Here is a 273-nt window from a genome sequence, read left to right as displayed (position 1 = left end):
CGTCTATTTACAACAATCTTTTTAGTTGCTCTCCTTGTGATTCCCCCAACCTTACAAACCTTTTCATTGGAGACTTATCCACTTGATAATTTTGTTGAGGGAATTTACCAACCCTTATCTGATGATGTAGTAACCGACCTTCACGCCAATAGTCAATTAACTGGAGGAAAATTCGTTTACACTGGTACCAAACAATGGGAGCAAGTTACTTTCGGAGACACTGTTAGCACTAGTAAAGACTTCTCATTCCAATTCAAAGAGAGTAACCTGATC

At 38.8% G+C, this 273-nt stretch carries 1 protein-coding gene; it reads left to right on the top strand.

The genetic code is table 11. The features are described 5' to 3' along the window. The coding region (locus tag RG959_RS24130) for a hypothetical protein (protein WP_483298926.1) at nucleotides 1-273 on the top strand (273 nt) is incomplete at both ends.

The organism is Domibacillus sp. 8LH, assembly GCF_038806185.1.
GTDB lineage: Bacteria > Bacillota > Bacilli > Bacillales > Domibacillaceae > Domibacillus > Domibacillus indicus_A.
This window is presented reverse-complemented; position numbering and strand designations above follow the sequence as displayed.